The organism is Staphylococcus sp. 231237_7MaSpsaltlick (genome assembly GCF_043107035.1).
This window is the reverse complement of record NZ_JBICNX010000271.1, coordinates 1-592: the sequence shown is the minus strand read 5'-3', so window position 1 is coordinate 592 and position 592 is coordinate 1. Positions and strand designations below refer to the sequence as shown.

Sequence of the window (592 nt, the reverse complement as noted above, 5' to 3'; positions counted from 1 at the left end):
CATCATTATTTATAACCTTCGTATTTTTATATAAATTTGAATTTGCTTCTTTATTGTCATGTATAATCGTATTTTTAAAATTGTAGCTTCCCAGAAATTCAAACATAATGTAATAAATTTTCATACCATAAAATATATTTTTATATTTTTTAAATAGATACGGAGGACCAATGAAAATGAGTGTTTCAAATATTTTGTTTTCTTTTATTAATTGATTTTGATTATAAAAAGTAACTGATCGTTGTAATTTATATTTATTTTTTTCACTGAATTCAGAAAAATCATGTGCACAAACTATTGCGATATCATCCGTTTTATTTTGCTCAATAATATCTATTAATTTATTAGCAATTTCATTCTTAACATCACCATTTTTAATTTTTTTCAACAAATTAAATGCTTCTTTCAATTCTTCCTTATCATCTGCGTAATATGAGTATTCTAAAAAAAATTCACTAATTTCTTCCAATTCATTATTTTCTAAATTACTAAATACATAGCTATATTCGTTCAAGCTTAATATTAAATCATTAAAAATGTACCTATAAATATTAAATTTATTATATAGTTCATCATCATATTCATTTATTTG

At 20.9% G+C, this 592-nt stretch carries 1 protein-coding gene; it reads right to left on the bottom strand.

Annotation, left to right across the window (positions count from 1 at the left end):
• On the bottom strand, positions 1 to 469 hold a 469-nt coding region (locus ACF91D_RS31410), incomplete at its 3' end, for a hypothetical protein (protein ID WP_392438643.1).
• Positions 470 to 592: the final 123 nt, after the last annotated feature.